A 24,316-nucleotide genomic window follows, 5' to 3' on the forward strand; every position below is an offset into this window, starting at 1 on the left:
GCGAGACCTTCGCCACAAGGGGCGCCGTGCAACCCTTTGCCGGATTTCCCCGTCTGACCCGACGGCGGGACCATGGTGACGTACGGGCCGTGACGGCCATGTCTGCCGGCAAGCGCAGGGGGTAACCGACCGGAGAAGAGCTGAGGAGTACATGTCTGCCGAGAGCACACCGGGCCCCGGGATACCGGGGGAGTCCGGTACCACGGGCACGCGCCGCCGGGGCAAGGGGCGCCGCCGCACACCGGGCGGGAAGCGGCACAAGGGCCTCAAGGTCGTGGCCTGGACCGCGGCGGGCATCGTCGTGCTCGGCGGCACCGGCGCCGGATACCTGTACCTGAAGCTCAACGGCAACATCGACAGCGTCGACATCGACCAGGCCCTCGGCACCGACCGGCCGGAGAAGGCGGACAACGGCTCGGAGAACATTCTCGTCCTCGGCTCCGACACCCGCGCCGACGGCAACAAGGAACTCGGCGGCGGCGCCGACGACGGCAGCGCCCGCTCCGACACCGCGATGATCGTGCACGTCCACGAGGGCCACAAGAAGGCCAGCGTCGTCTCCCTTCCGCGCGACACCCTCATCGACCGCCCCGCATGCGAGGACACCGAGGGCGGCACCCACCCGGCCGCGAACGGCGTGATGTTCAACTCCGCCTACTCCACGGGCGGGGCGGCCTGCGCGGTGAAGACCGTCGAGTCGATCACCGACCTGCGCATGGACCACTACCTGGAGATCGACTTCACCGGCTTCCAGAAGCTGATCGACGAGCTCGGCGGCGTCGAGGTCACCACCACCGAGGACATCGAGGACCCCGACAGCCACCTCGACCTCCCGGCGGGCACCCACCGCCTCGACGGCGAACAGGCCCTCGGTCTCGTCCGCACCCGGCACGGCGTCGGCGACGGCTCCGACCTCGGCCGCATCCAGCTCCAGCAGGCGTTCGTCAGGGCCCTGGTGCGGCAGGTCAAGGAGGTCGGCGTCTTCACCAGCCCGAAGAAGCTGTACAGCCTCGCCGACAGCGCCACCAAGGCCGTCACCACCGACTCCGGCCTCGGCTCGGTGAACTCGCTCATGTCCTTCGCGAGCGGCCTGAAGGGCATCGGCCCCGGCAACATGCACATGATCACCATGCCGGTCCAGTACGACCCGGCGAACGGCAACCGCGTCCTCCCGCTGAAGGACAAGTCCCGGCTGGTGTGGGACGCGCTCAGGAACGACGAGCCGATCCCCGTGAGCGCCACGCAGGACACGGCCACGGGTGAGGCGAGGGGCGTGGTCGACGCCGGTTAGGGGGCCGTGTCGATGTGCGGCTCCGCCGCGCGGGCGCGGCCGGCCCCCGCCGGGCCCGCGGGGAACAAAAGACGGCAACCCCCGGTTTTGGGTGATGGCCCCAGTCCTGGCAGACTGGTACGTCGGCCCCGGTTCACGCTCCCGCACCCCGCGGCAGCGACCCGGTGCCCTCCCGAACCTAGGAGACACCTTGAAGCGCGACATCCACCCCGAGTACGTCGAGACGCAGGTCAGCTGCACCTGCGGCGCGTCGTTCACCACCCGCAGCACGATCTCCGGCGGCGCCATCCGCGCCGAGGTCTGCTCCGAGTGCCACCCGTTCTACACGGGCAAGCAGAAGATCCTCGACACCGGTGGCCGTGTGGCCCGCTTCGAGGCCCGCTTCGGCAAGGCCGCCGGCTCCAAGAAGTAGCGAGCCCCATACCGCCGGTCCACGGCCGCGCCCCCGCCCGGGGCAGGCCGGGACCGGCGTTTTTGGTCGCCCGCCCCTTCACCCACGCAATCGCAGGAGCCCAAGATGTTCGAGGCCGTCGAGGAACTCGTCGCCGAGCACGCCGACCTGGAGAAGAAGCTCGCCGACCCGTCGGTCCACGCCGACCAGGCCAACGCGCGCAAGCTGAACAAGCGCTACGCCGAGCTCACCCCGATCGTCGCCACGTACCGCTCCTGGAAGCAGACCGGCGACGACATGGAGACCGCGCGCGAACTGGCCGCCGACGACCCAGACTTCGCCGCCGAGGTCAAGGATCTGGAGCGGCAGCGCGAGGAACTCACCGAGAAGCTCCGCCTGCTTCTCGTCCCGCGCGACCCCAGCGACGACAAGGACGTCATCCTCGAGATCAAGGCGGGCGCGGGCGGCGACGAGTCCGCCCTGTTCGCCGGCGACCTGCTGCGCATGTACCTGCGCTACGCCGAGCGCGTCGGCTGGAAGACCGAGATCATCGACGCCACCGAGTCCGAGCTGGGCGGCTACAAGGACGTCCAGGTCGCCGTGAAGGCCCGCGGGCAGATCGAGCCGGGCCAGGGCGTGTGGGCGCGGCTGAAGTACGAGGGCGGCGTGCACCGCGTGCAGCGCGTGCCGGCCACCGAGTCCCAGGGGCGCATCCACACCTCCGCGGCGGGCGTCCTGGTGACCCCGGAGGCGGAGGAGGTCGACGTCGAGATCAACCCGAACGACCTGCGGATCGACGTCTACCGGTCCTCCGGGCCCGGCGGGCAGTCCGTCAACACCACCGACTCCGCCGTGCGCATCACGCACCTTCCGACCGGAGTTGTCGCCTCCTGCCAGAACGAGAAGAGCCAGCTGCAGAACAAGGAGCAGGCACTGCGTATCCTGCGCTCCAGGTTGCTCGCCATGGCACAGGAGGAGGCGGAGAGGGAGGCCGCCGACGCCCGGCGCAGCCAGGTCCGCACCGTCGACCGCTCCGAGAAGATCCGGACGTACAACTTCCCGGAGAACCGCATCTCGGACCACCGCGTCGGCTTCAAGGCCTACAACCTGGACCAGGTCCTGGACGGCGACCTCGCCGCGGTGATCCAGGCCTGCGTCGACGCGGACTCGGCCGCCAAGCTCGCCGCCGCGTAAGCCCCCGAAAGACAGTCCGGAGGACCAGTGAACCTGCTGCTCGCCGAGGTGGCCCAGGCCACCCAGCGGCTCGCCGACGCGGGCGTGCCCTCGCCGCGCACCGACGCGGAGGAGCTCGCCGCGTTCGTGCACGGCGTCAAGCGCGGCGAGCTGCACAGTGTGAAGGACTCCGACTTCGACGCCCGGTACTGGGAGGTCATCGCCCGCCGCGAGGCCCGCGAGCCGCTCCAGCACATCACCGGGCGGGCGTACTTCCGCTACCTGGAGCTCCAGGTCGGTCCCGGGGTGTTCGTACCGCGCCCCGAGACCGAGTCGGTGGTCGGCTGGGCGATAGACGCCGTCCGCGCGATGGACGTCGTCGAGCCGTGCATCGTCGACCTGTGCACCGGCTCGGGCGCCATCGCGCTCGCCCTCGCGCAGGAGGTCCCGCGCTCCCGCGTGTACGCCGTGGAGCTGTCCGAGGACGCCCTGCGGTGGACCCGCAAGAACGTGGAGGGGTCCAGGGTCGAGCTGCGCCAGGGAGACGCCCTGACGGCCTTCCCGGACCTCGACGGCCAGGTCGACCTGGTCGTCTCCAACCCCCCGTACATCCCGCTCACCGAATGGGAGTACGTCGCGCCGGAGGCCCGCGACTACGACCCCGAGCTGGCGCTGTTCTCCGGTGAGGACGGCCTCGACCTGATCCGCGGCCTGGAGCGCACCGCGCACCGGCTGCTGCGTCCCGGCGGGGTGGTCGTCGTGGAGCACGCCGACACCCAGGGCGGCCAGGTGCCGTGGATCTTCGCCGAGGACCGCGGCTGGACCGACGCCGCCGACCACCCCGACCTGAACAACCGCCCGCGGTTCGCCACCGCCCGCAAGGCACTGCCGTGAGCACCCGGCATACTTCGACCCCCCAGCAGCACGTGTACGAGGAGGCCCGCCAGATGGCTCGGCGATACGACACCAACGACGCGACCGACCGCGCGACCGGTCTGCGCGAGGCCGCGTCCGCCGTCCGCCGGGGCGAGCTCGTGGTGCTGCCGACGGACACGGTGTACGGCATCGGCGCCGACGCGTTCACCTCGGAGGCCGTCGCCGATCTGCTGGAGGCCAAGGGCCGGGGCCGCAACATGCCCACCCCCGTCCTCATCGGCTCCCCGAACACCCTGCACGGACTGGTCACCGACTTCTCCGAGAAGGCCTGGGAACTGGTCGACGCCTTCTGGCCGGGCGCGCTGACGCTGGTCGCCAGGCACCAGCCGTCCCTCCAGTGGGACCTCGGGGACACCCGGGGCACGGTGGCCGTGCGGATGCCGCTGCACCCGGTCGCGATCGAACTGCTCACCGAGGTCGGCCCGATGGCCGTGTCCTCGGCCAACCTGACCGGTCACCCGGCACCCGAGGACTGCGACGCCGCGCAGGAGATGCTCGGCGACTCCGTCTCCGTGTACCTGGACGGCGGGCCCACCCCGGGCAACGTGCCCTCCTCCATCGTCGACGTCACGGGGCCCGTGCCGGTGCTGCTGCGCGAGGGCGCGCTCTCGCCGGACGAACTGCGCAAGGTGGTACCCGACCTCGAGGTGGCGAATTGACGGCCCCTGAGGCGGGGCGTGGCATAGGCAACGGGGAATCCAGCGCGGAGATCACGACGACCTTCGGGTTTCCGCGCGACACCTTCCGCATCCTCCACGTCAGTACCGGAAACGTGTGCCGCTCGCCCATCACCGAGCGGCTGACCCGGCATTTCGTGAGCCAGCGGCTGGGCGTCCTGGGCGGCGGGCTCATCGTGGAGAGCGCGGGCACGTGGGGGCACGAGGGCGCGGCGATGGAGGCGCACGCGGAGACCGTGCTGGCGGAGTTCGGCGCGGACGCGTCCGGGTTCGTGGGGCGCGAGCTGCTGGACGATCACGTGATCCGGGCGGACCTGGTGCTGACGGCCACGCGGGACCACCGGGCGCAGGTCATCTCCATGGGGCATTCGGCCGGGTTGCGGACCTTCACGCTGAAGGAGTTCACCCGGCTGGTCAACGCCATCGATCCGGCGACGCTGCCGCCGCTGGACGAGGGGCTGGTGATGCGTGCCCGGGCGCTGGTGCGCGCCGCCGCGGCCCTGCGCGGGTGGCTGCTGGCACCCACGGCCGAGGCGGACGAGGTGTACGACCCGTACGGGGCGCCGTTGACGTTCTTCCGGTCCATCGGGGACGAGATACACCAGGCGCTGGATCCCGTGGTGACGGCGCTGACCGGGGTGCCCGCGCGGGCGTAGGCGGGTGCCGGGGCCGGTGCAGGACCTCAGGCGTCGTTCCGCCGTACCGCGCACAGGGGCGTAAGAACTCGGGCGTTGCCGGCTGGTCCGGCCTACATTGGGCGTACGTCAGTGTCGACGTCCGGGAGCGGATCATGACGGTCAGCCATGCCCTCGAGGCCGATGTCCTGCGGCGGCAGGATCCCGAGCTCGCCGATGTGCTGCTCGGGGAGCGTGAGCGGCAGTCGTCCAAGCTCCAGCTGATCGCCGCCGAGAACTTCACGTCGCCGGCCGTGCTGGCCGCCCTCGGCTCACCGCTCGCCAACAAGTACGCCGAGGGCTACCCCGGCAACCGGCACCACGGCGGCTGCGAGATCGTCGACGTCGCCGAGCGCCTCGCCGTGGAGCGGGCGAAGGCGCTGTTCGGCGCGGAACACGCCAATGTGCAGGCGCATTCCGGCTCCTCCGCCGTGCTCGCCGCGTACGCCGCCCTGCTGCGCCCCGGTGACACCGTCCTCGCCCTCGGGCTGCCCTACGGCGGTCACCTCACCCACGGCTCGCCCGCCAACTTCTCCGGCCGCTGGTTCGACTTCGTCGGCTACGGCGTGGACGCGGAGAGCGGCCTCATCGACCACGAGCAGGTCCGCACCCTCGCCCGTACGCGCCGCCCCAAGGCGATCGTGTGCGGTTCCATCGCCTATCCCCGACACATCGACTACGCCTTCTTCCGCGAGGTCGCCGACGAGGCCGGTGCCCATCTCATCGCGGACGCCGCGCATCCCATGGGGCTGGTCGCCGGGGGAGTGGCGCCCAGTCCGGTGCCGTACGCGGACATCGTGTGCGCGACGACGGACAAGGTGCTGCGGGGTCCGCGCGGCGGGATGATCCTGTGCGGCGGCGAGCTGGCCGAGCGCGTCGACCGGGCCGTGTTCCCCTTCACGCAGGGCGGTGCGCAGATGCACACCATCGCGGCCAAGGCGGTCGCGTTCGGGGAGGCGGCGACGCCGGCGTTCGCGGCGTACGCGCACCAGGTGGTCGCCAACGCCCGGGCGCTGGCCGCCGCGCTGGCCGCGGAGGGGCTGATCGTCACCACCGGCGGCACGGACACCCATCTGATCATCGCCGACCCGGCCCCGCTCGGGGTCGACGGGCGCACCGCGCGCGGCCGGCTGGCGGCGGCGGGCATCGTCCTCGACTGCTGTGCGCTTCCGCACGACGACGGCCGCGGGCTGCGGCTGGGCACGGCGGCGGTGACGACGCAGGGCATGGGCGCACGGGAGATGAGGTTCGTCGCGGGGCTGCTGGCGAGCGTGCTGCGGGGAGGGACGGAGACCGCGCGGGCCCGGGAGGACGTACGGGAACTGGCGGCGGCGTTCCCTCCGTACCCGCGCTGACGCGGCCCCGGCGCGGGCAGGCGCACCGGTGTACAGCCACGCGTGCAACCATCGTCGCTACCCGGAAGTCCCCACTCGTATGCGCGCCTCGCTAGGGTGTGGGGCTGTGATGGCCAGCGAGACCTGTGGGGAAGCCCGTGCGTGAATACCTGCTGACGCTCTGCATCACGGCCGCGGTGACGTACCTGCTGACAGGGCCGGTACGGAAGTTCGCGATCGTGGCCGGGGCGATGCCGGAGATCCGGGCGCGTGACGTGCACCGGGAACCCACTCCGCGGCTCGGCGGTATCGCGATGTTCTTCGGGCTGTGCGCGGGTCTGCTGGTCGCCGATCACCTCACCAATCTCAACCAGCTCTTCGAGAAGTCCAACGAGCCGCGGGCGCTGCTCTCCGGGGCGGCGCTGATCTGGCTGATCGGTGTGCTGGACGACAAGTTCGAGATCGACGCCCTGATCAAGCTGGGCGGCCAGATGATCGCCGCCGGCGTGATGGTCATGCAGGGTCTGACGATCCTGTGGCTGCCGATCCCGGGCGTCGGTTCGGTCGCGCTCACCCAGTGGCAGGGCACGCTGCTCACGGTGGCGCTGGTCGTGATCACCATCAACGCGGTCAACTTCGTGGACGGCCTGGACGGCCTCGCGGCCGGCATGGTGTGCATCGCGGCGGCGGCGTTCTTCCTGTACGCCTACCGCATCTGGTACTCGTACGGCATCGAGGCGGCCGCTCCGGCGACCCTGTTCTCGGCGATCCTGATGGGCATGTGCCTGGGCTTCCTGCCGCACAACATGCATCCCGCGCGGATCTTCATGGGAGACTCCGGCTCCATGCTCATCGGCCTGGTGCTCGCCGCCGGCGCGATCTCCGTCACCGGGCAGGTCGACCCGGACGCGCTGAAGCTGTTCGCCGGTTCGGAGAAGGAGGCGGTGCACCAGACGGTGCCGGTGTACATCCCGCTGCTGCTGCCGCTGACCATCATCGCGGTGCCGGCCGCCGACCTGATCCTGGCGATCGTGCGGCGCACCTGGCGCGGCCAGTCGCCGTTCGCGGCGGACCGGGGCCACCTGCACCACCGGCTGCTGGAGATCGGCCACTCGCACAGCCGGGCGGTGCTGATCATGTACTTCTGGTCGGCGCTGATCGCCTTCGGCGCGCTCACGTACTCCGTGAACTCGGCGTCGATGTGGATCGTGCTGAGCGTGGTGATCCTCTCCACGATCGGTCTCGTCCTGCTCCTGCTGCCCCGCTTCACCCCACGCGCCCCGCGCTGGGCGGAGGCCGTCGTGCCTCCGCGCTACCGCCGCCGCCGGGCCTCGCCCGCCGCTCAGGACGCGTCGGCCGCGGAGGCGAGCGAGTCGTCCGGGGAAGCACCCGAGGAGCGCACCCCGGTGGCCGCGGGTGTCTCCGGCGTCAACGGAGCGACCGCCGTCGGCTCCCGCGCACGCCTGGGCGACCGGTCACGGTCAAGGTAAGAATCCGGCTAGAGCATTGCCAAGTCGTGGGGCCCCGATGGGGCGGTGTTGGGGGTGCGAAGCGTCCAATAGCAGACATACCGGCTCGGTTTTCGCTCAGACGCGCGGAATCACTCTCATGTGTGACGGCGGGCACACCTGACAGGTAAAGACTGCATCAAATAGTTTGTGATACCGTTCACGAGAACCCCGGATAGAGCCGAAGGACCGCAGTGCGACGGTTCATTGGCGCGAGGAATCGACACTCGGCCCGGGGGTCTACGCTCGTCCATGACGACACCCTGCCCCCTGTGAAAAGCGGAGTTGCCGCCATGCCGTCCAATGACGTCCGGATCCTGGCCCAGGCCGCCGTGCCCACGGCTGCCGCCGGCGGTGTCGCCGCCGTCGTCAGCGCGCTGGTCGCCGGTGGCAAGGGCGCGATCGGGGCGCTCGTCGCGACCGTGGTGGTGATCCTCTTCATGGGGATCGGCCTCTACGTACTGCAGCGCACTGCCAAATCGCTTCCGCACCTGTTCCAGGCCATGGGTCTGATGCTGTACGCGGCGCAGATCCTGCTGCTGTTCGTCTTTGTCGCGGTGTTCCGGGACACGACGTTGTTCCACCCCAAGGCCTTCGCCCTCACGCTCGTCGGCACCACGCTCGTGTGGATCGCCGCACAGACGCGCGCCCACATGAAATCCAAGATCCTCTACGTCGAGCCCGAGTCGACGACGGGCAACAGGCCCGGAAACTCGGGGCATTCGTCGTGAGGGGTAGGCCCGGGATAAAGAGGCTTGGGAACTCCTGCTATCGTCCGGTGCCAACTGCGGCATCGCGGGCGCGGGCATCCGAGCTGACGCCTGTTCAATCGCGAGGCGAGATGCCCCCCAGCCGCCCCCACATCCGTAACACCAGTCCCGTGCCGAACCGCGGCCGAGCGCCGCGCCGACACCACGAGGTTGCCGTACCTATGCGCCACGATGAAGGAGCCCGCGGTGAGTGCTGACCCGACGCAGGTGCTCGCCTTCGAGACCGACTGCCACCTCTTCGACGGTTGTGGCTTCCCGGCTCCGGGCCTGCACTCGTTCCTCTTCGAGCCGCTCTGGGGCGACGCAGACGGCAACGGCCTGTACTTCAACAAGCCGATGCTGCTCGCGCTGCTCGGTTCCATCATCATCGTGGGCTTCTTCTGGGCCGCTTTCGCCAGGCCGAAGATCGTCCCCGGCAAGCTCCAGATGATCGCCGAGGCCGGCTACGACTTCGTCCGCCGCGGCATCGTCTACGAGACGATCGGCAAGAAGGAGGGCGAGAAGTACGTCCCGCTCGCCGTCGCCCTCTTCTTCTTCATCTGGATGATGAACCTCTGGTCGATCATCCCGGTCGCCCAGTTCCCGGTGACGTCGATCATCGCCTACCCGATGATCCTCGCGCTCATCGTCTACATCACCTGGGTCGCCCTGACGTTCAAGAGGCACGGGTTCGTCGGCTTCTTCAAGAACGTGACGGGCTACGACAAGACGCTCGGCCCGGTGCTGCCGCTCTCGATGACCATCGAGTTCTTCTCGAACCTGCTGGTCCGCCCGTTCACGCACGCCGTCCGGCTCTTCGCGAACATGTTCGCCGGCCACACGCTGCTGCTGCTCTTCACGATCGCCGCCTGGTACATGCTGAACGGCATCGGCATCGCCTACTCCGGCGTCTCGTTCGTGATGGTCATCATCATGACCGCCTTCGAGCTCTTCATCCAGGCTGTCCAGGCGTACGTGTTCGTGCTTCTGACCTGCAGCTACATCCAGGGCGCGCTCGCCGAACACCACTGAGCCCTCCCGCCCCGCTCCCGCAATCGTCCGGTGGCCAACCCCCACCGGTCCGTAAAGAGAAGGAAGAACTGGCATGTCTACCCTTGCTGCTGTCACCGGTGACCTCGGTTCCGTCGGTTACGGTCTCGCGGCCATCGGCCCCGGCGTCGGTATCGGCATCATCTTCGGTAACGGCACCCAGGCTCTCGCCCGTCAGCCCGAGGCGGCCGGCCTGATCCGCGCCAACCAGATCCTGGGCTTCGCCTTCTGTGAGGCGCTCGCCCTGATCGGTCTCGTCATGCCGTTCGTCTACTAAGACGAGCCCGACGACCGACCCTTTCGACGAAAGGCACTGATGTGAACTCCGCCCTGGTTTTCCTGGCGGCTGAGGGTGAGAAGGAGAATCCCCTCATTCCGCCGTGGCCGGAAGTTGTCATCGGCCTCATCGCTTTCGTCATCGTCTTCGGGTTCCTCGCCAAGAAGCTCCTCCCGACCATCAACAAGGTCCTGGAAGAGCGTCGCGAGGCCATCGAAGGCGGTATCGAGAAGGCCGAGGCCGCGCAGACCGAGGCCCAGAGCGTCCTGGAGCAGTACAAGGCCCAGCTCGCCGAAGCCCGGCACGAGGCCGCGCGTCTGCGCCAGGAGGCGCAGGAGCAGGGTGCCGCGCTCATCGCCGAGATGCGGGCCGAGGGCCAGCGGCAGCGCGAGGAGATCGTCGCCGCCGGTCACGCGCAGATCGAGGCCGACCGCAAGGCCGCCGCGTCCGCGCTGCGCCAGGACGTCGGCAAGCTCGCCACCGACCTGGCCGGCAAGCTCGTCGGCGAGTCCCTCGAGGACCACGCCAGGCAGAGCCGCGTGATCGACCGCTTCCTCGACGAGCTCGACCAGAAGGCCGAGGCCGCACGATGAACGGAGCGAGCCGCGAGGCCCTGGCAGCCGCACGTGAGCGTCTCGACGCGCTGACGGACTCCACGTCCGTGGACGCCGGCTCGCTCGCCGGTGAGCTGGCCGCCGTCACCGCGCTGCTCGACCGCGAGGTGTCGCTGCGTCGGGTCCTCACCGACCCGGCGCAGGCCGGTGAGGCCAAGGCCGACCTGGCCCGGCGCCTGCTCGGCTCGCAGGTCAGCGGCCCCGCCGCGGACCTGGTGTCCGGCATGGTGCGCTCCCGCTGGTCGCAGTCCCGCGACCTGGTGGACGCGCTGGAGCAGCTGGCGGACATCGCCGACCTCACCACCGCCCAGCGGGCGGGCGCACTCGACGACGTCGAGGACGAGCTGTTCCGGTTCGCCCGGATCGTCTCCTCCAACACGGAGCTGCGTGCCGCGCTGACCAGCCGGAGCGCCTCCGTCTCCGCCAAGGGCGAGCTGCTGCGCAGCCTGCTCGGAGGCAGGGCGAACGCGGCCACCGAGCGCCTGGTGACGCGTCTTGTGACCGCGCCGCGGGGACGTAGCCTGGAGTCGGGACTGGAGTCCCTGTCCAAGCTCGCCGCCGAGCGCCGGGACCGCATGGTGGCCGTCGTCACCTCCGCGGTGCCGCTGAGCGACCAGCAGAAGCAGCGCCTGGGCGACGCCCTCGCGAAGCTCTACGGCCGCCGGATGCACCTCAACCTCGACGTCGACCCCGCGGTCGTCGGCGGGATCCGGGTGCAGGTCGGTGACGAGGTCATCAACGGCTCCCTGGCGGACCGGCTCGAGGACGCGAGCCGCCGGCTGGCGAGCTGAGCAGCACATTCTGAATAGGCAGTACGTACTTACGGCCCTGGTTGGGCCGTGCAGAGGATTCCTGGGGGTCGCCCCCAGACCCCCCAAGTGAAACTTCGGGCCCAACAAGGAGAGCAGGGAACTCAGATGGCGGAGCTCACGATCCGGCCGGAGGAGATCCGGGACGCGCTGGAGAACTTTGTCCAGTCGTACAAGCCGGACGCGGCCTCGCGCGAGGAGGTCGGTACGGTCACCCTTGCCGGCGACGGCATCGCGAAGGTCGAAGGTCTTCCCTCGGCCATGGCCAACGAGCTGCTGAAGTTCGAGGACGGCACCCTCGGCCTCGCCCTCAACCTCGAGGAGCGCGAGATCGGTGCCATCGTCCTCGGTGAGTTCAGCGGCATCGAAGAGGGCCAGCCGGTCACCCGCACCGGTGAGGTCCTGTCCGTCGCCGTGGGCGAGGGCTACCTCGGCCGTGTGGTCGACCCGCTCGGCAACCCGATCGACGGCCTCGGCGAGATCGAGACCGAGGGCCGCCGCGCCCTCGAACTGCAGGCCCCCACGGTCATGCAGCGCAAGTCGGTGCACGAGCCGATGGAGACGGGCTACAAGGCCGTCGACGCCATGACCCCGATCGGCCGTGGTCAGCGCCAGCTGATCATCGGCGACCGCCAGACCGGCAAGACCGCCCTGGCCGTCGACACGATCATCAACCAGCGCGACAACTGGCGCTCCGGCGACCCGAAGAAGCAGGTCCGCTGCATCTACGTCGCCATCGGCCAGAAGGGCTCCACCATCGCGTCGGTCCGCCGCGCGCTGGAGGAGAACGGCGCGCTGGAGTACACGACCATCGTCGCCGCCCCGGCGTCCGACCCGGCCGGCTTCAAGTACCTGGCGCCGTACACCGGCTCGGCCATCGGCCAGCAGTGGATGTACGAGGGCAAGCACGTCCTGATCATCTTCGACGACCTGTCGAAGCAGGCCGACGCCTACCGCGCCGTGTCGCTGCTGCTGCGCCGCCCGCCGGGCCGTGAGGCCTACCCGGGTGACGTCTTCTACCTGCACTCCCGTCTGCTGGAGCGCTGCGCCAAGCTCTCCGACGACATGGGCGCCGGCTCGATGACCGGTCTGCCGATCGTCGAGACCAAGGCCAACGACGTCTCGGCGTTCATCCCGACCAACGTCATCTCCATCACCGACGGCCAGTGCTTCCTCGAGTCGGACCTGTTCAACGCCGGTCAGCGCCCCGCTCTGAACGTCGGTATCTCCGTCTCCCGAGTCGGTGGTTCCGCACAGCACAAGGCGATGCGCCAGGTCTCCGGCCGTCTGCGCGTGGACCTCGCCCAGTTCCGTGAGCTGGAGGCGTTCGCCGCCTTCGGTTCCGACCTGGACGCCGCGTCGAAGGCGCAGCTGGAGCGCGGTCAGCGCATGGTCGAGCTGCTGAAGCAGAACCAGTACGAGCCGATGGCCACCGAGGACCAGGTCGTCTCCGTCTGGTCCGGCACCACGGGCCGTATGGACGACGTGCCGGTCGCCGACATCCGCCGCTTCGAGAAGGAGCTGCTGGAGTACCTGCACCGCAAGGAGCAGGGCCTCATGACCTCCATCCGCGAGGGCGCCAAGATGTCCGACGACACGATCCAGGCGATCGCCGACGCCGTGGCGGAGTTCAAGAAGCAGTTCGAGACCAGCGACGGCAAGCTGCTCGGCGAGGACGCCCCGTCCGCCGCCAAGTGACGTAAGGAAGGGACCTGACTCATGGGAGCCCAGCTCCGGGTCTACAAGCGTCGCATCCGATCCGTCACCGCGACCAAGAAGATCACCAAGGCGATGGAGATGATCGCCGCCTCGCGCGTCGTCAAGGCGCAGCGCAAGGTGGCGGCCTCCACGCCGTACGCGCAGGAGCTCACCCGCGCGGTCACGGCGGTCGGAACCGGGTCGAACACCAAGCACCCGCTCACCACGGAGGCGCAGAACCCGGCCCGTGCCGCGGTCCTGCTCCTCACGAGCGACCGCGGTCTGGCCGGCGCCTTCAACTCCAACGCCATCAAGGCGGCGGAGCAGCTGACCGAGCGCCTGGAGCGCGAGGGCAAGCAGGTCGACACGTACATCGTCGGCCGGCGCGGTGTCGCCCACTACAACTTCCGTGAGCGCAAGATCGCGGAGATGTTCACGGGCTTCACCGACGAGCCGACGTACGCGGACGCCAAGAAGGTCGCGGCTCCGCTGATCGAGGCCATCGAGAACGAGACGGGCGAGGGCGGCGTGGACGAGCTCCACATCGTCTACACCGAGTTCGTCTCGATGATGACGCAGACGGCGGTCGATTCCCGGCTGCTTCCGCTGCGTCTCGAGGAGGTCGCGGAGGGGACCGCCGGCAAGGGCGAGATCCTCCCGCTGTACGACTTCGAGCCCTCGGCCGAGGACGTCCTCGACGCACTGCTGCCGCGGTACGTCGAGAGCCGGATCTACAACGCGCTGCTCCAGTCGGCCGCTTCGAAGCACGCCGCCACGCGGCGCGCGATGAAGTCGGCCACCGACAACGCGGGCGAGCTGATCAACACGCTCTCCCGTCTTGCCAACGCGGCCCGCCAGGCCGAAATCACCCAGGAAATCAGCGAGATCGTCGGTGGCGCCAGTGCCCTGGCCGACGCGAACGCGGGGAGTGACAACTAATGACCACCACTGTTGAGACCGCGACGGCTACGGGCCGCGTCGCCCGGGTCATCGGCCCGGTCGTCGACGTGGAGTTCCCCGTCGACGCGATGCCGGAGATCTACAACGCCCTCCACGTCCAGGTCGCCGACCCGGCCAAGGAGGGTGAGCTCAAGACGCTGACCCTGGAGGTCGCCCAGCACCTGGGTGACGGCCTGGTCCGCACCATCTCCATGCAGCCCACCGACGGTCTGGTCCGCCAGGCCCCGGTGACCGACACGGGCTCCGCCATCTCGGTGCCGGTCGGCGACTTCACCACGGGCAAGGTGTTCAACACCCTCGGTGAGGTGCTGAACGTCGACGAGGAGTACACGGGCGAGCGCTGGCCGATCCACCGCAAGGCGCCGAACTTCGACGAGCTCGAGTCGAAGACCGAGATGTTCGAGACCGGCGTCAAGGTCATCGACCTTCTCACCCCGTACGTCAAGGGTGGAAAGATCGGTCTGTTCGGCGGTGCCGGCGTCGGCAAGACGGTGCTCATCCAGGAGATGATCTACCGCGTCGCCAACAACCACGACGGTGTGTCGGTGTTCGCCGGTGTCGGTGAGCGCACCCGTGAGGGCAACGACCTCATCGACGAGATGAGCGAGTCCGGCGTCATCGACAAGACCGCCCTGGTCTTCGGTCAGATGGACGAGCCCCCGGGCACCCGTCTGCGCGTCGCGCTGGCCGGCCTCACCATGGCCGAGTACTTCCGTGACGTCCAGAAGCAGGACGTGCTGTTCTTCATCGACAACATCTTCCGCTTCACCCAGGCCGGTTCCGAGGTGTCGACCCTGCTCGGCCGTATGCCCTCCGCGGTGGGCTACCAGCCGAACCTGGCCGACGAGATGGGTCTCCTCCAGGAGCGCATCACCTCGACCCGGGGTCACTCGATCACCTCGATGCAGGCGATCTACGTCCCCGCGGACGACCTGACCGACCCGGCCCCGGCCACCACCTTCGCCCACCTCGACGCGACGACGGTGCTGTCCCGTCCGATCTCGGAGAAGGGCATCTACCCGGCCGTGGACCCGCTGGACTCGACGTCCCGGATCCTGGACCCGCGCTACATCGCGCAGGACCACTACAACGCGGCCATGCGCGTGAAGAACATCCTGCAGAAGTACAAGGACCTGCAGGACATCATCGCGATCCTCGGTATCGACGAGCTCGGCGAGGAGGACAAGCTCGTCGTCCACCGTGCCCGTCGCGTGGAGCGCTTCCTGTCCCAGAACACCCACGTCGCCAAGCAGTTCACCGGCGTGGACGGTTCGGACGTGCCGCTGGAGGAGTCGATCGCCGCGTTCAACGCGATCTGCGACGGTGAGTACGACCACTTCCCGGAGCAGGCGTTCTTCATGTGCGGTGGCATCGAGGACCTGAAGAAGAACGCGAAGGAGCTGGGCGTCTCCTGAGCCTGATGCTCGTCGAGGGGGCGGGCGCGTCCCGCCCCCTCATCCACGCCCCTTAGACTTGTAACCAACACCCGGCACAACCGCCGGGTGGTGACCCGAGGAGCCACCTTGGCTGCTGAGCTGCACGTCGCGCTGGTCGCGGCCGACCGAGAGGTCTGGTCCGGCGAGGCCACCCTGGTCGTCGCGCGCACCACGTCCGGCGACATCGGCGTCATGCCCGGTCACCAGCCGCTGCTCGGTGTGCTGGAGTCGGGCCCGGTGACCATCCGTACGCGCGAGGGCGGGACGGTCGTCGCCGCGGTGCACGGCGGTTTCATCTCGTTCGCGGACGACAAGCTGTCGCTGCTGGCCGAGATCGCCGAGCTGTCGGACGAGATCGACGTCCAGCGCGCGGAGCAGGAGCTCGCCCGCGCGAAGGCGGAGGACGACGCCGAGGCCCAGCGCCGCGCGGATGTCCGTCTGCGGGCGGCGACGGCGGGGCGCTGATCCCAGCACGGTGAGATGACGTCACTCAGCCGCGGCCGGCACCGGAGCGATCCGGAGCCGGTCGCGGCTGAGGCAGATCTGGATGATTTTTCCGTTCCGTTACCTAGGAGACGAGGAGGTCGGTGCCGATGGTCCTCGCTCTGACTGTGTGCGGAATCGTCGTGGCCCTCGTGGTCGTGGGGCTCTTCGTCTTCGGCCTGCGCCGCCGCCTCATCCAGCGGTCCGGCGGAACCTTCGACTGCAGCCTGCGCTGGGACGCGCCCGAGGCCGCGGGTGACTCCGGCGGCAAGGGCTGGGCGTACGGGGTGGCACGGTACAACGGCGACCGGGTCGAGTGGTTCCGGGTGTTCTCCTACGCCCCCCGCCCGCGACGCGTCCTGGAGCGCTCCGCGATCGAGGTGGCCGGCCGCCGCGTCCCCGAGGGCGAGGAGGAGCTGGCGCTGCTGTCCGACGCGGTGATCCTCGCCTGCCTGCACCGGGGCACACGCCTGGAGCTCGCCATGAGCGAAGACGCGCTGACCGGTTTCCTCGCGTGGCTTGAGGCAGCCCCGCCCGGTCAGCGCGTCAATGTCGCTTAGTGGTGCTCGGTAGTGGTTACTTCAGGCCGCCGTCGATGGCGGTCACCAGTTCGCCGTTCGCGGTGTCACCGCTGAACTCCCAGAAGAAGGCACCGCCGAGGCCCTGGTTCTTGGCCCAGGCCATCTTGGTGCCGATGGTGGCCGGGGTGTCGTAGGACCACCAGTTGGTGCCGCAGTGGGCGTACGCCGTGCCCGCGATGGTGCCGGTGGCGGGGCAGGAGTTCTTCAGGACCTTGTAGTCCTCGATGCCCGCCTCGTAGGTGCCGGGGGCCGGGCCGGTGGCCGTGCCGCCGGGGGCGGACTGGGTGACGCCGGTCCAGCCGCGGCCGTAGAAGCCGATGCCGAGGAGCAGCTTGCTCGCCGGGACGCCCTTCGCCCGCAGCTTGGAGATCGCGGCGGCCGAGTTGAAGCCCTCCTTCGGGATGCCGTTGTACGTGGTCAGCGGCGAGTGGGGGTTGGTGGGTCCGGCCTTGTCCCAGGCGCCGAAGTAGTCGTACGTCATCACGTTGTACCAGTCGAGGTACTGGGCGGCGCCGCCGTAGTCGGCCGCGTCGATCTTGCCGCCGTCCGAGCCGTCCGCGGTGATGGCCGCGGTGACCAGGTAGTCCTTGCCGAATTCGGCGCGCAGGGCCTGCGAGAGGTTCCTGAAGGCCGCCGGGCCGCTGGTGTCACAGGTCAGACCGCAGGCGTTCGGGTACTCCCAGTCGATGTCGATGCCGTCGAAGACGTCGGCCCAGCGCGGGTCCTCCACGACGGCCTTGCAGGACTTGGCGAACGCGGCCGGGTTCTGCGCGGCCTGGCCGAAGCCGCCGGAGTAGGTCCAGCCGCCGAAGGAGTACAGCACCTTGATGTGCGGGTACTTCGCCTTGAGCTGGCGCAGCTGGTTGAAGTTGCCGCGCAGCGGCTGGTCCCAGGCGTCGGCGGTGCCGCTGACGGACTGGTCGGCGGTGTAGGCCTTGTCGGTGGCGGCGTAGGCGTCGTCGAGCACGCACTGGCCGTTCTTGACGTTGCCGAACGCGTAGTTGATGTGGGTGATCTTGGCGGCCGAGCCGGACGTCACCAGGTTCTTGACGTGGTAGTTGCGGCCGTAGACGCCCCACTCGGTGAAGTAGCCGAGCTTGACCTTGTCGCCGGTGGGCGGCGGTTCCTCGGTCTGGCCGGTGGTGCGGACCTTCACCGCGCCGCTGACCGGCCCGGTCTGGTCGGCGGTGTCACGGGCCTGCACGGTGTAGGAGTAGTCGGTGCCCTTGCTGAGGCCGGTGTCCGTGTGGGAGGTGCCGGTCACGGTGGCGACCTTGGTGCCGTCGCGCAGGACGTCGTAGTTCTTGACGCCCTTGTCGTCGGTGGCCGCCGACCAGGACAGCTTCACCGAGGTGTCGGTGACGTCGGAGGCGGTCGGGGTGCCGGGGGCGGACGGGGCCTCGTCGCCGGGGACGGAGCCTCCGTCGCAGCTGCCGCCGTTGAGCTTGCAGCCGGCGGGGGAGCCGGAGCCGCTGCCGTTGAAGCCGAAGCTGACGGACGCCCCGGGGGCGAGGGTGCCGTTCCAGCCGAGGTTCTTGGCGGTCCAGTGGTCACCGGAGTTGGTGACCGTGGCGTCCCAGGCGGAGGTGACCTTGGTGCCGGAGGGGAAGTCCCACTCGACGGTCCAGGAGCTGATCGTCGTGGTGCCGGTGTTCTTCACCGTCCACTTGCCCTCGAAGCCGGAGCCCCAGTCCTGGGTCTTGGCGTAGGTGGCGGTCGCCGAGGTGGCGGCCTGGGCGGGGCTCGCGAGGCCGACGAGGCCGGCGACGGGGAGCAGCAGGGTTGCGAATCCCGCCGCGGCTTTGTGTCTGAAGCGCATGCTGCGCCTCCTTATGGGGAGAAGCCGTTGGGGACGTGACTGAGCCATCACATCCGCAGTGCCGCGAGAATAGAAAGGTCTGGACCACAGGTCAATAGGTCTGGACCACTCGCCTCGCCGTCCCCGAGGGCCCCGGCTAGATCCCCAACTCCTGAGCGAGTACCGCGGCTTGCACCCGGCTGCGCAGCTCCAGCTTCCCCAGCAGACGGCTGACGTGCGTCTTCACCGTGGCCTCGGCCATGTCGAGCCGCTTCGCGATGTCGGCGTTGGACAGCCCCTCGCCGAGGCACGACAGCACCTGGCGCTCCCGCCGCGTCAGGGATTCCAGCACCGCCGGATCGCCCGCCGCGGGCCGCGCGGGCTTCGCGGCGAACTCGGCGATCAGCCGCCGGGTGACGGCCGGGGCGACGATGCCCTCGCCGCCCGCCACCGTGCGCACCGCCGTGATGAGGTCCTTCGCCTCCGTGTTCTTCAGCAGGAACCCGGCGGCACCGGCCCGCAGCGCCCCGAACACGTACTCGTCGAGGTCGAACGTGGTCAGCACCAGCACGTCGGCGAGGCCTTCCCCGACCACCTGCCGGGTCGCCGACACCCCGTCGAGACGGGGCATCTGCACGTCCATCAGCACCAGGTCGGGACGGAGCTCACGGGCGAGCGCCACCGCCCGTTCGCCGTCCGCCGCCTCGCCCACGACCTCGATGTCGGGCGCGCTGCCCAGGATCAGGACCAGGCCCGCGCGGACGGCGGACTGGTCCTCGGCGACCAGGACGCGGATCATCAGGTTTCTCCTTGCACGATGTCGGTGACCGGGAGGGTGGCGCGCACCACCCACAGCTTGCCCTCCGGGCCGCTCTCCGGCCCGGCCTCGAACGTGCCGTCCAGCAGGGCGGCCCGCTCCCGCATCCCGACGAGACCGGCCCCCGACCCCGGCGCGCGAGGAGTGTCCCGGTCGCCGAACGGGCTGGTCACCTTCAGGACGAGGGCGTCGTCCGGCCGGCGCAGCCACACGGTGACCCTGCCCGGCGCGGCATGCTTGAGCGCGTTCGTGAGCGACTCCTGGACCATCCTGTACGCGGCCAGTTCGACCGGCGCGGGGACGGCTCGGTACTCGGCGTCCAGGGTGACGTCGAGACCGTTGGCGCGGGCGCCCTCGACCAGCGCTCCGAGGCCGTCGAGCGTGGGGGTCGCCGCCGGTTCGCGGTCGTCGGAGCCGTCGCGCAGGATGCCGATGAGCCGCCGCATCTCGGACAGTCCCTGCACGCTGTTCTCGCGGATCACGGCGAGCGCCTCCGAGGACGTCCGGGGATCGTCCAGGGAGAGCGCGGCCGTGGAGTGGATGGCGATGGCGGAGAGGTGGTTGGCGACCATGTCGTGCAACTCACGGGCCATGCGGGCTCGTTCCGCGGTCACCGCCTGGGCTCGGTCCATCTCCGCGAGCAGCGCTGTCTGTTCGGCCCGCAGCCGGGCGGCCTCGGCCGCGTCGCGGTGGTTGCGCACGATGAGGCCGGTCGACGCGGGCGTGAACGTCACGGCACCGATGACCAGACCGACGAGCAGGGCCTCCGGCACCCGCCACACCGCGTAGGGCACCAGCGTCGCCGCGATGGTGAGCAGTCCGGTGATCCGCGGCAGCAGCCGGGCGGTGGCGGGTGTTCCGTACAGGACGGCCGCGTACATCAGGTCGGTGTACATCACGATCGTGGCGATGCTGCCCTGCGTCGTCGTGTCCGCCGCCAGGGCCAGCGTGCCGGTCAGCAGGGCGGTGCGCGGTGCGGTGCGGCGCAGCAGTTCGCAGCCGGCGATCACGGCCAGCGGCACCAGGAGCGGCCCGCGGCCGTCGAAGAGCACGATCGGGTCGTCGGCCTCGCGCACCCCCAGCCCGAAGGCCCACAGCAGCAGCCCGCCGGCGAGTCCGGCGAGCGCGACCCAGACGTCGAAGCGGGGAGGGCGGGGCGGTCGTACGGCCATGGCACCATCCAACACGGTGCGCGTGCCCGGGCGCCTGATCCCCGCGGACGGTCCGGGACTGCATCTTTCGATGTACCGCGAGTTCATCGGTGGCGACGACGCCTCCGGCCGGTCCCGACGGGAGCCTGGAAGGGTGACCGAAAGGAGCGAACCGTGATCGTCGCCTTGATCGCCGCCTGCGAGATCGGCTTCTGGGTGCTGCTGGCCGCCGGACTGGCCTGCCGCTATCTGCTGAAGATGCCGCGCGCCGGTCTGGCCCTGCTGCTGTGCGAGCCGCTGCTGGAGGTCGTGCTGCTGGTCGCCACCGCGCTGGACCTGAAGAACGGTGCGGAGCCGAACTGGACCCACGGACTGGCCGCTCTCTACATCGGCTACACGGTGGGCCACGGCCACCGCACCGTGAAGTGGCTCGACGGCCACGCCGCCCACCGGCTGGGCGGCGCGCCCAGGCCGGTCGGCCCGCCGCGCCACGGCATGGCCCGGGCACGGCACGAGGCCAAGGTCTGGCTGGGCACGCTGACGGCCGCCGCCGTGGCGACCGTGCTGCTCCAGCTCGCCATCTGGTACGTCGACGACCCGGGCCGCACCACCTCGCTCGAGGCGTGGCGCTTCACGGCCTGGCGGGTGGCCGGCATCCACGGCCTGGTGGCACTGGCCTACTGGATCTGGCCGAAGAAGGCCCCGGCGGCCGGGCCGGACGTCAGCGGCGTGGGCAAGGAGCGTGTGGGCCGATGACGCGGGCGTGGAGGAACCTGCTCGCGGGCACCGTCACGCTGCTGGTGGGCCTGGTCCTGTGGTTGTTCGCCGGGGGAGTGGACCTCCCGGTGGTCACGCCCGCCAAGGCCGGTGTGGTGATGATGTGCGTCGGCGGCGTCGAGATCCTGCTGGGCCTGTACCGGTCCGTGCGCCAGTAGCGCTCAGCGCTCCCCGCCCGGCACCCACAGCACGTCGCCGGTCTCCTTGTTCGCGATGCGGGCCAGGATGAACAGGAGGTCGGAGAGGCGGTTGAGGTAGGTGGCGGTGAGGGGGTTCATGGCCTCGCCGTGCGCCTCCAGGGCGGCCCAGGTGGAGCGCTCGGCCCGGCGTACGACCGTGCAGGCCTGGTGGAGCAGGGCGGCGCCGGGCGTACCGCCGGGCAGGATGAAGGAGCGCAGCTTCTCCAGTCGCTCGTTGAAGCGGTCGCAGTCCGTCTCGAGCCGGTCGATGTAGAACTGCTCGACCCGCAGGGGCGGGTACTCCGGGTTCTCCACCACCGGCGTCGACAGATCGGCACCGACGTCGAACAGGTCGTTCTGCACACGGGTGAGGACCTGCACGACCTCGTCCTCCAGACCGCCCAGCGCGATCGCCGTACCGATCACCGCGTTCGCCTCGTTGGCGTCGGCGTAGGCGGAGATCCGCAGATCGGTCTTGGCGACCCGGGACATGTCACCGAGAGCGGTGGTGCCCTTGTCGCCGGTCCTCGTGTAGATACGCGTCAGGTTGACCATGGGGCCAGCCTAGTTACGCTCCGGCCGTTCGGAACACGCGTGTGCCCACTGTCACGGCGAGCAGCGCGAAGCCGACGGCAACCAGCGCGCCGTACAGCATGTGGGCCGTCGCGTACGCGCCGACGTACGCGTCCCGCACCGCGTCCACCAGATAGCGGAACGGCATCAGGTGCGACAGCACGTCGAGCCAGGCGGGGCCGAGGGTCATGGGGAGCATGAGGCCCGACAGCAGCATGGACGGCATGGCCAGCGCGTTGACCGCCGGCCCGAATCCCTGCGGCGTCTCGATCCTCATGGCCAGGGCGTAGGACAGCGCGGCCAGGGACACGGTCAGCAGGGCGACGAAGGCGAAGCCGATCAGCACCCCGGCGAGGGGCGCCCGCAACCCCATCACCAGCGCCGCCAGGACCAGCAGCACCGCCTGGAAGACGAACACGGTGGCGTCCCGCAGCACCCGGCCCAGCAGCAGGGCGAGGCGGCTGACGGGCGTGACCCGCATCCGCTCGACCACCCCGTGCCCCTTCTCGATGATGATCGCGAAGCCCGCGAACGAAGCGCCGAACAGGCCGAGTTGCAGCAGCAGCCCCGGGACCAGCACCTGCCAGGAGCTGCCCTGCCCGCCGAGCGGAAGATCGGTCAGCAGCGGACCGAAGAACAACAGGTACAGCAGTGGCATCAGCACGCCGAACAGCAGCGCGAAGCGGGACCGCAGGGACTGGCGCAGATAACGCCCGTAGATGAGCGCGGTGTCGTGGAGCAGCATGGATGTCGGTGTCCTATACGGCTACGGGGGCGGCGTCGGCCGGGGAGGCGCTGCGCCCGGTGATGGCGAGGAAGGTGTCCTGGAGCGAGGCGTCGATCGAGCCGCCGTACTCGAGTTTCAGGGCGCTCGGTGTGCCCTCGGCGACGACCACGCCCCCGTCGACGACGACCAGCCGGTCCGCGAGCGCGTCCGCCTCGTCGAGGTAGTGGGTGGTCAGGAACACGGTGGTGCCGTGTTCGTCGCGCAGCCGCCGCACCAGGTCCCAGAGGTCGGCGCGGCTGCCGGGGTCCAGGCCGGTGGTCGGCTCGTCCAGGAACAGCACCGCGGGGCGGTGGGTGAGCGCCATGGCGATGTCCAGGCGGCGCCGCTGGCCGCCGGAGAGCGCGGCGCACTTGCGGTCGAGCAGTCCGGTGAGGCCCAGGTCGCGGGCCAGTTCCTCGGCGCGCTCGGCTGCCCGGGCCCTGGTGAGCCGGTAGAGCCGTCCCTGGGTGACCAGTTCCTCCCGCACGGTGATCTGCGGATCGACGCCGCCGGACTGCGCCACGTAGCCGCAGGCCCGCCGCACCCCGGCCGGGTCGGTGGCCAGGTCGTGGCCGGCCACGGTGGCCGCGCCGCCGGTGGGGGCGAGCAGGGTGGTGAGCATCCGCAGGGTGGTGGTCTTGCCGGCGCCGTTGGGGCCGAGGAAGCCGAGGATCTCGCCTTCGCGGACCGTCAGGTCGATGCCGCGCACGGCGTCGACCGGGCCGGTCTTCGTCCGGAAGGTACGGGCCAGCCCGGCCGTACTGATGATTGCCATGCCTCCAGGAAAACAGAGTCACTGAATTTTTTCAATGACCCCAAAATTACAGGAAGCCCAAGCATCACCCGGCCCGCCTACGATGAGGGGCATGGCAGAGGGGCTCAGGGAGCGGAAGAAGCGCGAGACCAGGCAGCGGATCTCGGACATCGCCACCGGGCTGTTCCTGGAGCACGGCTTCGTGACGGTGACCATCGCCGAGGTGGCGGAGGCCGCGGACGTCTCCGTGAACACCGTCTACAACTACTTCCCGACCAAGGAGGACCTCTTCCTCGACCGCAGCAAGGGCGTCGTCGACCGGCTCTCGCGCTGGGTGCGCGGCCGGGGCGTCGGCGAGTCCGCGGCCGCCGCGGTGCTGCGCGAACTGCGCGAGGAGGTCGAGGCCGTCTCGCCCCGGGTCGGCCTGATGGAGGGTTACGACCGCTTCATGCGGGTCATCCACGATGCTCCGCCCCTGCGCTCCCGGCTGTGGGCGATCCAGCAGGAGGTCCAGGACAACCTGGAGCAGACCCTGCGGGAGGAGACCGGCGCACCGGACGACGACCCCCTGCCCACCCTGATCGCCGGCCAGCTCAACTGGGTCCACCACACGGTGATGGGCGTCATCGGGCGCGCCATGGTCGCCGGCCGCGACCGCCACGAGGTGTCCCGCGAGACCCTGGCCCTGCTGGACGAGATGGAGGGCCTGTTGAGCCGGAAGGTGCTCAAGTACGCCGTCCGGGGCGCTCCCTGACCCGCTCCGGTGTGATGTCCGTCATGTGAGACGTGACGCGCGTTACTTACCGGTCACACGGCGCCCCGCGAACGCTAATGTCCGCTTCTGGAGAACAAGACAGCGC

Annotated in this window: 27 protein-coding genes; 21 read left to right on the plus strand and 6 right to left on the minus strand. The window is 69.9% G+C overall.

Annotated features, from left to right (window positions below):
- Positions 1-151: 151 nt before the first annotated feature.
- The 18 genes from F1615_RS05180 to F1615_RS05265 all read left to right on the plus strand — a co-directional run bounded on the left by F1615_RS05180 (position 152) and on the right by F1615_RS05265 (position 16,620).
- Positions 152-1,291: an LCP family protein gene (locus tag F1615_RS05180; protein ID WP_149547656.1), complete on the plus strand. Its 1,140-nt coding sequence runs from the start codon at positions 152-154 to the stop codon at positions 1,289-1,291.
- Positions 1,292-1,481: 190 nt separating this feature from the next.
- Positions 1,482-1,703 carry a 50S ribosomal protein L31 gene (rpmE, locus tag F1615_RS05185; protein ID WP_085572322.1) on the plus strand — a complete coding sequence of 74 codons (222 nt, stop codon included), beginning with the start codon at positions 1,482-1,484 and terminating at the stop codon, positions 1,701-1,703.
- A 105-nt stretch (positions 1,704-1,808) separates the two neighbouring features.
- Positions 1,809-2,876, plus strand: a complete 1,068-nt coding sequence (gene prfA / locus F1615_RS05190; protein ID WP_149547657.1) for a peptide chain release factor 1 — start codon at positions 1,809-1,811, stop codon at positions 2,874-2,876.
- Positions 2,877-2,903: 27 nt separating this feature from the next.
- Positions 2,904-3,749 carry a peptide chain release factor N(5)-glutamine methyltransferase gene (gene prmC / locus F1615_RS05195; RefSeq protein ID WP_149547658.1) on the plus strand — a complete coding sequence of 282 codons (846 nt, stop codon included), beginning with the start codon at positions 2,904-2,906 and terminating at the stop codon, positions 3,747-3,749.
- 53 nt (positions 3,750-3,802) lie between these two features.
- Positions 3,803-4,450, plus strand: coding sequence for an L-threonylcarbamoyladenylate synthase (locus F1615_RS05200; RefSeq protein WP_149547659.1), 648 nt, complete (start codon positions 3,803-3,805; stop codon positions 4,448-4,450).
- Positions 4,447-5,124, plus strand: coding sequence for a protein-tyrosine-phosphatase (locus F1615_RS05205; protein ID WP_149547660.1), 678 nt, complete (start codon positions 4,447-4,449; stop codon positions 5,122-5,124). Before F1615_RS05200 ends, F1615_RS05205 begins: the two co-directional genes overlap by 4 nt.
- Positions 5,125-5,258: 134 nt before the next feature.
- Positions 5,259-6,497 carry a serine hydroxymethyltransferase gene (gene glyA / locus F1615_RS05210; protein ID WP_149547661.1) on the plus strand — a complete coding sequence of 413 codons (1,239 nt, stop codon included), beginning with the start codon at positions 5,259-5,261 and terminating at the stop codon, positions 6,495-6,497.
- A 137-nt stretch (positions 6,498-6,634) separates the two neighbouring features.
- Complete coding sequence (locus F1615_RS05215; RefSeq protein WP_149547662.1) at positions 6,635-7,966, plus strand: MraY family glycosyltransferase; 1,332 nt, start codon at positions 6,635-6,637, stop codon at positions 7,964-7,966.
- A gap of 311 nt (positions 7,967-8,277) precedes the next feature.
- Positions 8,278-8,715 (plus strand): hypothetical protein, encoded by a 438-nt coding sequence (locus F1615_RS05220; RefSeq protein ID WP_037935951.1) that lies wholly within the window; start codon positions 8,278-8,280, stop codon positions 8,713-8,715.
- 210 nt (positions 8,716-8,925) lie between these two features.
- Positions 8,926-9,765 carry a F0F1 ATP synthase subunit A gene (atpB, locus tag F1615_RS05225; RefSeq protein WP_167533663.1) on the plus strand — a complete coding sequence of 280 codons (840 nt, stop codon included), beginning with the start codon at positions 8,926-8,928 and terminating at the stop codon, positions 9,763-9,765.
- A gap of 73 nt (positions 9,766-9,838) precedes the next feature.
- Positions 9,839-10,060: an ATP synthase F0 subunit C gene (gene atpE / locus F1615_RS05230; RefSeq protein ID WP_037935955.1), complete on the plus strand. Its 222-nt coding sequence runs from the start codon at positions 9,839-9,841 to the stop codon at positions 10,058-10,060.
- Positions 10,061-10,101: 41 nt separating this feature from the next.
- Entirely contained in the window at positions 10,102-10,653 is a 552-nt protein-coding gene (locus F1615_RS05235; RefSeq protein WP_037935956.1) for a F0F1 ATP synthase subunit B, read from the plus strand.
- Complete coding sequence (locus tag F1615_RS05240; protein WP_149547664.1) at positions 10,650-11,465, plus strand: F0F1 ATP synthase subunit delta; 816 nt, start codon at positions 10,650-10,652, stop codon at positions 11,463-11,465. The genes F1615_RS05235 and F1615_RS05240 overlap by 4 nt, the downstream gene beginning before the upstream one ends.
- Positions 11,466-11,591: 126 nt before the next feature.
- Complete coding sequence (gene atpA, locus F1615_RS05245) at positions 11,592-13,181, plus strand: F0F1 ATP synthase subunit alpha (RefSeq protein ID WP_149547665.1); 1,590 nt, start codon at positions 11,592-11,594, stop codon at positions 13,179-13,181.
- 21 nt (positions 13,182-13,202) lie between these two features.
- Positions 13,203-14,120 carry a F0F1 ATP synthase subunit gamma gene (locus F1615_RS05250; RefSeq protein WP_149547666.1) on the plus strand — a complete coding sequence of 306 codons (918 nt, stop codon included), beginning with the start codon at positions 13,203-13,205 and terminating at the stop codon, positions 14,118-14,120.
- On the plus strand, positions 14,120-15,556 hold the full coding sequence (gene atpD / locus F1615_RS05255; protein ID WP_149547667.1) for a F0F1 ATP synthase subunit beta: 1,437 nt from the start codon (positions 14,120-14,122) through the stop codon (positions 15,554-15,556). Before F1615_RS05250 ends, atpD begins: the two co-directional genes overlap by 1 nt.
- A 108-nt stretch (positions 15,557-15,664) precedes the next feature.
- Complete coding sequence (locus F1615_RS05260; protein WP_149547668.1) at positions 15,665-16,042, plus strand: F0F1 ATP synthase subunit epsilon; 378 nt, start codon at positions 15,665-15,667, stop codon at positions 16,040-16,042.
- A 128-nt stretch (positions 16,043-16,170) separates the two neighbouring features.
- The gene (locus F1615_RS05265; RefSeq protein WP_149547669.1) at positions 16,171-16,620 is read left to right on the plus strand and encodes a DUF2550 domain-containing protein; all 450 of its coding nucleotides are present in this window, start codon (positions 16,171-16,173) and stop codon (positions 16,618-16,620) included.
- Positions 16,621-16,636: 16 nt separating this feature from the next.
- Here the strand turns inward: F1615_RS05265 and F1615_RS05270 are convergent, their stop codons facing one another.
- The 3 genes from F1615_RS05270 to F1615_RS05280 all read right to left on the minus strand — a co-directional run bounded on the left by F1615_RS05270 (position 16,637) and on the right by F1615_RS05280 (position 20,428).
- A complete protein-coding gene (locus F1615_RS05270; RefSeq protein WP_149547670.1) occupies positions 16,637-18,460 on the minus strand; it encodes a glycoside hydrolase family 18 chitinase in 1,824 nt (607 codons plus the stop codon).
- Positions 18,461-18,596: 136 nt separating this feature from the next.
- Complete coding sequence (locus tag F1615_RS05275) at positions 18,597-19,238, minus strand: response regulator (RefSeq protein WP_149547671.1); 642 nt, start codon at positions 19,236-19,238, stop codon at positions 18,597-18,599.
- Positions 19,238-20,428, minus strand: a complete 1,191-nt coding sequence (locus tag F1615_RS05280) for a sensor histidine kinase (RefSeq protein ID WP_149547672.1) — start codon at positions 20,426-20,428, stop codon at positions 19,238-19,240. Before F1615_RS05280 ends, F1615_RS05275 begins: the two co-directional genes overlap by 1 nt.
- A gap of 153 nt (positions 20,429-20,581) precedes the next feature.
- Here F1615_RS05280 and F1615_RS05285 point away from each other — a divergent pair, with 153 nt between their 5' ends.
- Together F1615_RS05285 and F1615_RS05290 are read left to right on the plus strand one after the other, a co-directional pair.
- A complete protein-coding gene (locus tag F1615_RS05285; protein ID WP_149547673.1) occupies positions 20,582-21,163 on the plus strand; it encodes a hypothetical protein in 582 nt (193 codons plus the stop codon).
- Entirely contained in the window at positions 21,160-21,342 is a 183-nt protein-coding gene (locus F1615_RS05290; RefSeq protein WP_149547674.1) for a DUF5708 family protein, read from the plus strand. Before F1615_RS05285 ends, F1615_RS05290 begins: the two co-directional genes overlap by 4 nt.
- Positions 21,343-21,345: 3 nt before the next feature.
- On the opposite strand, the gene F1615_RS05295 is transcribed toward F1615_RS05290, so the two are convergent.
- The 3 genes from F1615_RS05295 to F1615_RS05305 are packed head-to-tail and all read right to left on the minus strand — an operon-like array spanning position 21,346 to position 23,477.
- The gene (locus F1615_RS05295) at positions 21,346-21,918 is read right to left on the minus strand and encodes a cob(I)yrinic acid a,c-diamide adenosyltransferase (protein WP_149547675.1); all 573 of its coding nucleotides are present in this window, start codon (positions 21,916-21,918) and stop codon (positions 21,346-21,348) included.
- A gap of 13 nt (positions 21,919-21,931) precedes the next feature.
- A complete protein-coding gene (locus F1615_RS05300; protein ID WP_149547676.1) occupies positions 21,932-22,681 on the minus strand; it encodes an ABC transporter permease in 750 nt (249 codons plus the stop codon).
- Between the two features lie 13 nt (positions 22,682-22,694).
- Positions 22,695-23,477 carry an ABC transporter ATP-binding protein gene (locus F1615_RS05305; protein ID WP_149547677.1) on the minus strand — a complete coding sequence of 261 codons (783 nt, stop codon included), beginning with the start codon at positions 23,475-23,477 and terminating at the stop codon, positions 22,695-22,697.
- 91 nt (positions 23,478-23,568) lie between these two features.
- Between F1615_RS05305 and F1615_RS05310 the strand changes: the two genes are divergently transcribed.
- On the plus strand, positions 23,569-24,210 hold the full coding sequence (locus tag F1615_RS05310) for a TetR/AcrR family transcriptional regulator (protein WP_149547678.1): 642 nt from the start codon (positions 23,569-23,571) through the stop codon (positions 24,208-24,210).
- Positions 24,211-24,316: the final 106 nt, after the last annotated feature.

This window comes from Streptomyces marokkonensis (assembly GCF_008312835.1).
Classification (GTDB): Bacteria; Actinomycetota; Actinomycetes; order Streptomycetales; family Streptomycetaceae; genus Streptomyces; species Streptomyces marokkonensis_A.

Bases quoted from the DNA above. Each gene is read 5' to 3' on its own strand.
- F1615_RS05180 (WP_149547656.1), top strand. From the start codon at position 152: ATGTCTGCCGAGAGCACACCGGGCCCCGGGATACCGGGGGAGTCCGGT.
- prfA (WP_149547657.1), top strand. From the start codon at position 1,809: ATGTTCGAGGCCGTCGAGGAACTCGTCGCCGAGCACGCCGACCTGGAG.
- F1615_RS05200 (WP_149547659.1), top strand. From the start codon at position 3,803: ATGGCTCGGCGATACGACACCAACGACGCGACCGACCGCGCGACCGGT.
- glyA (WP_149547661.1), top strand. From the start codon at position 5,259: ATGACGGTCAGCCATGCCCTCGAGGCCGATGTCCTGCGGCGGCAGGAT.
- F1615_RS05220 (WP_037935951.1), top strand. From the start codon at position 8,278: ATGCCGTCCAATGACGTCCGGATCCTGGCCCAGGCCGCCGTGCCCACG.
- atpB (WP_167533663.1), top strand. From the start codon at position 8,926: ATGAAGGAGCCCGCGGTGAGTGCTGACCCGACGCAGGTGCTCGCCTTC.
- atpE (WP_037935955.1), top strand. From the start codon at position 9,839: ATGTCTACCCTTGCTGCTGTCACCGGTGACCTCGGTTCCGTCGGTTAC.
- F1615_RS05240 (WP_149547664.1), top strand. From the start codon at position 10,650: ATGAACGGAGCGAGCCGCGAGGCCCTGGCAGCCGCACGTGAGCGTCTC.
- atpA (WP_149547665.1), top strand. From the start codon at position 11,592: ATGGCGGAGCTCACGATCCGGCCGGAGGAGATCCGGGACGCGCTGGAG.
- F1615_RS05250 (WP_149547666.1), top strand. From the start codon at position 13,203: ATGGGAGCCCAGCTCCGGGTCTACAAGCGTCGCATCCGATCCGTCACC.
- atpD (WP_149547667.1), top strand. From the start codon at position 14,120: ATGACCACCACTGTTGAGACCGCGACGGCTACGGGCCGCGTCGCCCGG.
- F1615_RS05265 (WP_149547669.1), top strand. From the start codon at position 16,171: ATGGTCCTCGCTCTGACTGTGTGCGGAATCGTCGTGGCCCTCGTGGTC.
- F1615_RS05270 (WP_149547670.1), bottom strand. From the start codon at position 18,460: ATGCGCTTCAGACACAAAGCCGCGGCGGGATTCGCAACCCTGCTGCTC.
- F1615_RS05275 (WP_149547671.1), bottom strand. From the start codon at position 19,238: ATGATCCGCGTCCTGGTCGCCGAGGACCAGTCCGCCGTCCGCGCGGGC.
- F1615_RS05280 (WP_149547672.1), bottom strand. From the start codon at position 20,428: ATGGCCGTACGACCGCCCCGCCCTCCCCGCTTCGACGTCTGGGTCGCG.
- F1615_RS05290 (WP_149547674.1), top strand. From the start codon at position 21,160: ATGACGCGGGCGTGGAGGAACCTGCTCGCGGGCACCGTCACGCTGCTG.
- F1615_RS05295 (WP_149547675.1), bottom strand. From the start codon at position 21,918: ATGGTCAACCTGACGCGTATCTACACGAGGACCGGCGACAAGGGCACC.
- F1615_RS05300 (WP_149547676.1), bottom strand. From the start codon at position 22,681: ATGCTGCTCCACGACACCGCGCTCATCTACGGGCGTTATCTGCGCCAG.
- F1615_RS05305 (WP_149547677.1), bottom strand. From the start codon at position 23,477: ATGGCAATCATCAGTACGGCCGGGCTGGCCCGTACCTTCCGGACGAAG.
- F1615_RS05310 (WP_149547678.1), top strand. From the start codon at position 23,569: ATGGCAGAGGGGCTCAGGGAGCGGAAGAAGCGCGAGACCAGGCAGCGG.